Below are 6,298 nucleotides of genomic sequence, written 5' to 3'. Positions count from 1 at the left end.
CCGGCGCAGTTGAGCTATCTGTTGTCCGGGATCGATTGGCGCAACCCTCAAGAAACCCAGCGTCCGACGCGGGTCGGATAGCGTTTTACAGTTTGAATCTGCTGCTTGATCTGATTCAATGGCTTCATGATATCGAAGCCGGACGATCTTCCATCGGACCTTGTCAGTGCCCTGGCGGCGCTGCAGGCCGAGCGTGAGGCGCGGCTGCAAGCCGAGGCGGTTGCTGCCAGTGCGCGGGCGGAGCTGTCGGACAACGAGGCGCTGATCGCGCATCTGGAGCTGCGGATCGAGAAGCTCAAACGCGAACTGTACGGGCAGCGCTCCGAGCGCACGGCACGGCTGCTCGAGCAGCTGGAGTTGGAGCTCGAAGAACTCGTCACCACGGCGAGCGAGGATGAGCTTGCCGCGCAGGCCGCAGCGGCGAAGACGCAGAACGTCCGCCCCTTCATGCGCAAGCGGCCGGTGCGCAAACCATGGCCGGACGACATCGAACGCGAGCGCGTGGTCATTGAGGCTCCAACGACCTGTGCCTGCTGCGGTGGATCGCGGCTGGCGAAGATCGGTGAGGATGTGACCAAGACGTTGGAGGAGATCCCGCGCCGCTTCAAGCTGATCGAGACGGTACGCGAGAAGTTCACCTGCCGCGATTGCGAGAAGATCAGCCAGCCGCCCGCGCCGTTCCATGCCACGCCGCGCGGCTTCATCGGCCCACAATTGCTGGCGACGATCCTGTTCGACAAGTTCGGCATGCATATCCCGCTCAACCGCCAGAGTGCGCGCTTCAAGTGCGAGGGGATCGACCTGCCGTTGTCGACGCTGGCCGACCAGGTCGGCCACGGGACCTTCGCCGTCATGCCGCTCTTCCACTTGATCGAACGCCATGTGCTCGCTGCCGAGCGCCTTCATGGCGATGACACCACCATCCGTATCCTGGCGAAGGGCAAGTGCACGACCGGGCGGATCTGGACTTATGTGCGAGATGACCGGCCCTTCGCCGGGCCTGCGCCGCCGGCGGCGGTCTATTACGCCTCGAGCGACCGACGAGGCGAGCATCCCCAGAAGCATCTGGCCGCCTTCGCCGGTATCCTGCAAGCCGATTGCTACAGCGGCTTCGAGCCGCTGTTCGACCCGCGGAAGAAGGCGCTGCCGATTACGCCGGCGTTTTGCTTTGCCCATGCGCGGCGGGGCTTCTTCGAGCTGGCTGACATCGAGAAAAATGCTCGAGAAGGTAAGAAGGGCAAACCGGTCTCTCCGATCGCGCTGGAGGCTGTCAGACGACTCGATGCGTTGTTCGAGATCGAGCGCGCCATCAACGGCAGCGGCGCCGACGAGCGGCGCGCCATGCGCCAGGAAAAGAGCAATCCGCTTCTCGAGGACATGCACGCCTGGTTGCTGCGTGAGCGCGAAACCCTCTCGCGCTCCTCCGAGGTCCTGAAGCCGATCAACTACATGCTCCGGCGCTGGGACGACTTCGCCCGCTTCCTCGACGATGGCAGGATCTGCTTGACCAACAATTGTGCCGAGCGCGCATTGAGAGGCATCGCCTTGGGAAGGCGCAACTGGACCTTCGCCGGCAGCCAGCGTGGCGCTGACCGTGCCGCCATCATGCTGACGATGATCACGACCTGTCGCCTCAACGAAGTCGATCCCAAGGCCTGGCTCGCCGACGTCCTCGCCCGTATCGCCGATCTTCCCGCATCGCGTCTGCACGAACTGCTGCCCTGGGAATGGAAGCTCCTGCGCCAAGCCGACAAGCCCGCCGATCAGCAGGCCGCCTGACCTTCACGCAACGCCATCATAGGGCTCGCCGGGCCCGCGCGCATGCGTCAATCAGGCGGTCTTCGTCGTATGCGTACGTTGGTGTCGGTGAGCACCAGTATGGAATTCACATCCGAGGGTGGAAGCGCCAACGTTACTTCGCCAGCAGCGCCGCCTGGTTGGCCATCGTATCCGGGATAGCCGCGACCTCCGGCGCCGCCTTGTCCGCCGTCCTGGCCGCCTTCACAACCTGACGGAATTAGGTCGCAAATACCGGGGATCGGACAGTTCTTTCGCCAATTTGCGGTACGACCGACACCAGGCCCGCCTTGCGGCCCCGGAGGACCTGCGGGGCCTTGGATTCCGGCTCCTCCATTCTCTCCAGCATTTAGAACGGAGAGGCCAGATCCGTCGACCTGCTGCGCGCCAATGTAAATGGGTGCAGCCGTCCGTCCGGGCTTCATTGGAGGAACCGCAGCTGCCACAAACGACGTTATTTGGGGAGAACCGGCGATCTCTAGGCGTTCCGTTTGAATTCTAAGTGGATACCCATTTGTTACGATGCGAGCATCGGGCTAGATTTTGATGCGCTTAGCTCTAAACGTGGTCGCTCTGTCCAGTGTTACAGTTCCGGATAGGCCAAGAACATCTTCCTTTCCACTTCCCGCAGCGAAGCACTGGCCCCGATCGGTATTTAGCGAAAAGACGGGTGGTTCGTCCTTCGCGGTGCAGAGTACGCTCGCACCGCCATCGGGAAGAAATTTTCCGGCAGATAAGACGTCCTCGTTCAGGCATGTAGCTTTGCTTGCCACAAAGCTTTTGACTTTCGGGCCGGGCCCAACCTCTCCGGTCGTCTTTCTCCATTCCGCTTCAAAAATGACTGCAGAACTTGTCTCAGTGACTGAGCAACGAACAGCCTTCCGGTCAAGGAGGGTCGTTAGGCAAGCCAGCGCGGATTGCGCTGACGTCGGATCAATCGCATAGCTGCTGGCATAAAGAGTTGATCCATAGTCCGCTTTGCGTTCTTCCGACGAGCAGTGACTCGATTTCCATTGCTCCACCTTTGTGTCGCTCCAATTTGCGTCAAGCGGGATGGTCAAATCGTAGATCGGAATGTCTAGTCCGATACCCGCCTTCTGAGCATCCGAAGCAGATTTCCAGTCCGCCGAACATTGGAGCAGTCTGAAGCGATTCTTGGATTCTGCGCTTTTCGAGATGGTTGCGGTCGTAAAAACGGGATTCTTTACTAGCACGTCGCAGACGCTGCTTGTTTGAGCCAGCGCGGTCGTTGGAATGAGAGCTGCGAGCGTCGCGGCTATAATATCTAAACGCATTGGACCCCCTTTAGAGTGAAATACCTAACATTACACTCTCCCTTTTTTGATTTTATGACGTCCTGCAATTCGTAGTCACAGGGGCTATGAATGCAGCGGGGGTACGCAGCTTTGTAGCGAGCCTAGCCGCGTGACATCTCGCCGCCTTCCCGAGTGATATCCGGAAGCAGCAATCCTGCGGGACACATCCAAAAAACGCACAATACCAACGCAAGTGCAGGTCTAGTCTCATTGAGGCCCACATGGCGGGTGATTGCGTGGTCGTTCGGCTTCTATACGTCGCGTCAGAAGATTTGATCTTCACGACACATTTCTGGAGTCAGTTCGCGCAGAACATGCGGCTACGCCGCGCCGTTCGATATTGCTGGAAGATCGCCAGAGCTCTCCTGAAGTGGAACTTGCTTCGAGGAGTTTTACCCCAACACCCCGATTTGGGAGGTGGGGGATCACGGTTACAGCACTTGGAGTGAAGCAATCGGGGATTTGCGGGTTTGAGAAATGAAGATTGCAATGTCGAGTCGATTGTTGATCGCTGCAGCCGCAGCTCTCGTATATGGCGGATTTGGTGCCACAGCCGCCGAGCTCCCGATTTATGAAGTCGTGGGCTTGCCAATCACGCCACACCAGCTAGCGGCACTGGGGCCGGCCAACGCCGAAGAGCAGGCGCCGACCCCAAGCCTCTCGCTCGCTGGAATGCCAGCATCTCCACATCAGGTCACGGTGCTGACGCCGCGCGCGCGAGTTAGCGGAACGACTGCAGCGCACATGGCGAGGGGCGATACCCCATCAAAGTAACTGAGGTGGTGTGGCATATAACTGGTGAGCCGCGCCTATAGGACGTGGCTAAAGATCGCGATATGGAAGATTCGGCGCGGTTGGTCTTCGTGAAGAGAAGCGGAGCAGGAAACGACGCAATGAAGGTACTGCTGGCCATAGCCCTGCTAACAGCGTCAACAGCGGCGAGTGCGCAATCGAACTCAAGCTGTTGCAGGCAGGAGGCCCTTGACTACCGTGCAGCCATGATGCCGGTACAGCGAGCACTTAACCTCGCATTTTTGGCGGGTATCTGCCGCCTCCGGAGCGAACGCTACTTCGAAGTCATGAGCACTTCTGCACAGCTCTACGCCATGCAACAGGCGCAAAAGTTCGGAATCACGAATGAAGAGATGACATCGGCTGACGCGGACGCAAAAGAAATTCTCAGCGCGGAGGCCGCGAATGCCCGTAAGAGCCACGAACTAATGTGTCATGATTTGGCGCGTGACCCGCGCCTTGATAGGCTCGACGATGTGGAAAGGCAGATCACTAGCAATTTCCACTAACCGAGCAGAGGCGCTCTGTGCAAGGAGTACCGGGATGGCGACGCATATTTGTATCGTGCGGCTGCGTTGCGCTGATTGGAAAGTCGCGGGCGCTTCTTCGCGAGTGCTGGAAGAAGTGCGGGTTGACTATCACCAAAAGCAAAGAGCGCCGGTCGCGCTTTTTCCCGGCCGGGCATCTGCTGTGGCGCTGCGGCTTCGAACCCTCGCGCAAAATAATGTGTCGCTCGCCGGAGGCACTCGCTCGCAGGCCCCGCCGTCGTATTCCTCCGTTGAGGGCCGCCTTGTTTGACGGACGCGAACGCTGCAGGTCCTAGGGGTAATCCTAGGAGAAGCGCTATGACGATTTCGCGGGCTGAGGTGATCACATCGGTCGAGCGGCGGCGTCGGTGGTCGCAGGATGAGAAGGAACGGCTAGTGGTTCATCACAGTGATTTTGACGTTTTGATACCGAGCCATCCGAGGATAGGCAACTTTTCGGGTGGCAAGAGGATCTCGATGCTTCGAGCGACGCCGGGCTGGCGACGAATGAACCCGTTGCGTTCGAGGGTGAGGATCATCTGGTGGACTGACGGCGGGCTGACGCGGAAATGCCGCTGGATGTCGGCCTCGGCGGGCGGCTGTCCGAACATGTACGAGTAGGTATGGATGAAAGCGAGATAGTGTCCCTGCTTCTCGGTGAAGTGCGCGCCTGATTTTTGACTCATAGCTGGATTCGTCCCGGCCTCCGACAAGGAGGCGAAGCATGAATGTACGTTATCGGGTCGAATTGAGCCAAGCCGAGCGGGACGAACTGACGGCAATGCTCGGCGGCGGCACGCATTCCGCCCGCAAACTCAAACGGGCTCAGATTGTGCTGGCGGCCGATTCAGGCAGCTGCGACGCGGAGATTGCCCGAACCGTCCGGGTCAGCCTTTCCACCGTCGGCCGGACCAAACGCCGTTTCGTAGAAGGCAATCTGGAGCGGGCCTTGAGTGAGGAGCCGCGTCCGGGCGCGGAACGCAAGCTGACAGGCAAGGAAGAGGCCCTGCTGGTGGCGACGGCATGCGCCAAGCCGCCCGCCGGCCGCAAACGCTGGACGCTGACATTGCTGGCCGACGCGATGGTCAAGCTCACCGATCACGCCAGCCTGTCGGGCGAGACCGTGCGCCGCCGGCTGGCCGACAACGACCTCAAGCCGTGGCGCCGGGATATGTGGTGCATTCCTCATGTCGACGGCGAATACGTCGCCCGGATGGAGGATGTGCTCGATCTCTACGCCGAGGCGCCGGATCCCGAGCGGCCCCTGGTTTGCTTCGACGAGACCCCAGTCCAGCTGATCGGCGAGGTACGCCAGCCGATCCCTGCCCAACCGGGACAGCGCGAGCGCTACGATTACGAATATCGCCGCAACGGTACCGTCAATCTCTTCGTCACCTTCGATCCGCATCGCGGCTGGCGCAATGTCAAGGTTACAGACCACCGCGCCGCGGTCGACTACGCGCACTGCATGCGCGAACTCGTCGACGTCCACTATCCCAATGCCGCCTGCATCCGTGTGGTGCAGGACAATCTGTCGATTCATACGGCCGGCGCGCTATATCAGGCATTTGCGCCTGCCGAGGCCCGTCGCATCCTGCGCCGCCTCGAGTTCCACTACACCCCGAAACACGCCAGCTGGCTCAATATGGTCGAGTGCGAGATCAGCGTGCTGCAGCGCCAGTGTCTCGGCCGTCGCATCGACGATCCCAAAAGGCTTCGAAAAGAAATCGCAGCATGGCAACGGCAGCGAAACAAGGCGCGAGACCGCATCAAATGGATGTTCACAACCGACAAAGCCCGCGCCAAACTCGGTCGCGCCTATCCAGTTGCCGCCAAAGAGTCAAAACCACTGTGATGAACCACTAG

Annotated in this window: 6 protein-coding genes; 4 read left to right on the top strand and 2 right to left on the bottom strand. The window is 60.0% G+C overall.

The features are described 5' to 3' along the window. The first annotated feature begins 126 nt into the window (after nt 1-126). Nucleotides 127-1,779 carry an IS66 family transposase gene (gene tnpC, locus AXW67_RS32785; protein WP_063676418.1) on the top strand — a complete coding sequence of 551 codons (1,653 nt, stop codon included), beginning with the start codon at nt 127-129 and terminating at the stop codon, nt 1,777-1,779. Between the two features lie 554 nt (nt 1,780-2,333). Here tnpC and AXW67_RS42370 read toward each other — a convergent pair. Next, nucleotides 2,334-3,092, bottom strand: a complete 759-nt coding sequence (locus tag AXW67_RS42370) for a hypothetical protein (protein ID WP_145928031.1) — start codon at nt 3,090-3,092, stop codon at nt 2,334-2,336. Between the two features lie 914 nt (nt 3,093-4,006). Here AXW67_RS42370 and AXW67_RS32780 point away from each other — a divergent pair. After that, on the top strand, nt 4,007-4,414 hold the full coding sequence (locus tag AXW67_RS32780; protein WP_145928030.1) for a hypothetical protein: 408 nt from the start codon (nt 4,007-4,009) through the stop codon (nt 4,412-4,414). A gap of 34 nt (nt 4,415-4,448) precedes the next feature. Further along, nucleotides 4,449-4,703 carry a hypothetical protein gene (locus tag AXW67_RS42365; RefSeq protein WP_145928029.1) on the top strand — a complete coding sequence of 85 codons (255 nt, stop codon included), beginning with the start codon at nt 4,449-4,451 and terminating at the stop codon, nt 4,701-4,703. A gap of 133 nt (nt 4,704-4,836) precedes the next feature. On the opposite strand, the gene AXW67_RS32775 is transcribed toward AXW67_RS42365, so the two are convergent. Further along, nucleotides 4,837-5,118 (bottom strand): LexA family protein, encoded by a 282-nt coding sequence (locus AXW67_RS32775; protein WP_063675745.1) that lies wholly within the window; start codon nt 5,116-5,118, stop codon nt 4,837-4,839. 38 nt (nt 5,119-5,156) lie between these two features. Here AXW67_RS32775 and AXW67_RS32770 point away from each other — a divergent pair, with 38 nt between their 5' ends. Continuing rightward, nucleotides 5,157-6,287, top strand: a complete 1,131-nt coding sequence (locus AXW67_RS32770; protein ID WP_063675747.1) for an IS630 family transposase — start codon at nt 5,157-5,159, stop codon at nt 6,285-6,287. Nucleotides 6,288-6,298 lie beyond the last annotated feature (11 nt).

It is taken from the genome of Bradyrhizobium neotropicale, assembly GCF_001641695.1.
Taxonomy (GTDB): Bacteria; Pseudomonadota; Alphaproteobacteria; order Rhizobiales; family Xanthobacteraceae; genus Bradyrhizobium; species Bradyrhizobium neotropicale.
Note: the sequence above shows the minus strand (reverse complement) of the source record. Positions and strands in the feature narration are given on the sequence as shown.

Excerpts from the sequence above, each read along its gene's own strand:
- tnpC (WP_063676418.1), top strand. The coding sequence starts at position 127 with ATGATATCGAAGCCGGACGATCTTCCATCGGACCTTGTCAGTGCCCTG.
- AXW67_RS42370 (WP_145928031.1), bottom strand. The coding sequence starts at position 3,092 with ATGCGTTTAGATATTATAGCCGCGACGCTCGCAGCTCTCATTCCAACG.
- AXW67_RS32780 (WP_145928030.1), top strand. The coding sequence starts at position 4,007 with ATGAAGGTACTGCTGGCCATAGCCCTGCTAACAGCGTCAACAGCGGCG.
- AXW67_RS42365 (WP_145928029.1), top strand. The coding sequence starts at position 4,449 with ATGGCGACGCATATTTGTATCGTGCGGCTGCGTTGCGCTGATTGGAAA.
- AXW67_RS32775 (WP_063675745.1), bottom strand. The coding sequence starts at position 5,118 with ATGAGTCAAAAATCAGGCGCGCACTTCACCGAGAAGCAGGGACACTAT.
- AXW67_RS32770 (WP_063675747.1), top strand. The coding sequence starts at position 5,157 with ATGAATGTACGTTATCGGGTCGAATTGAGCCAAGCCGAGCGGGACGAA.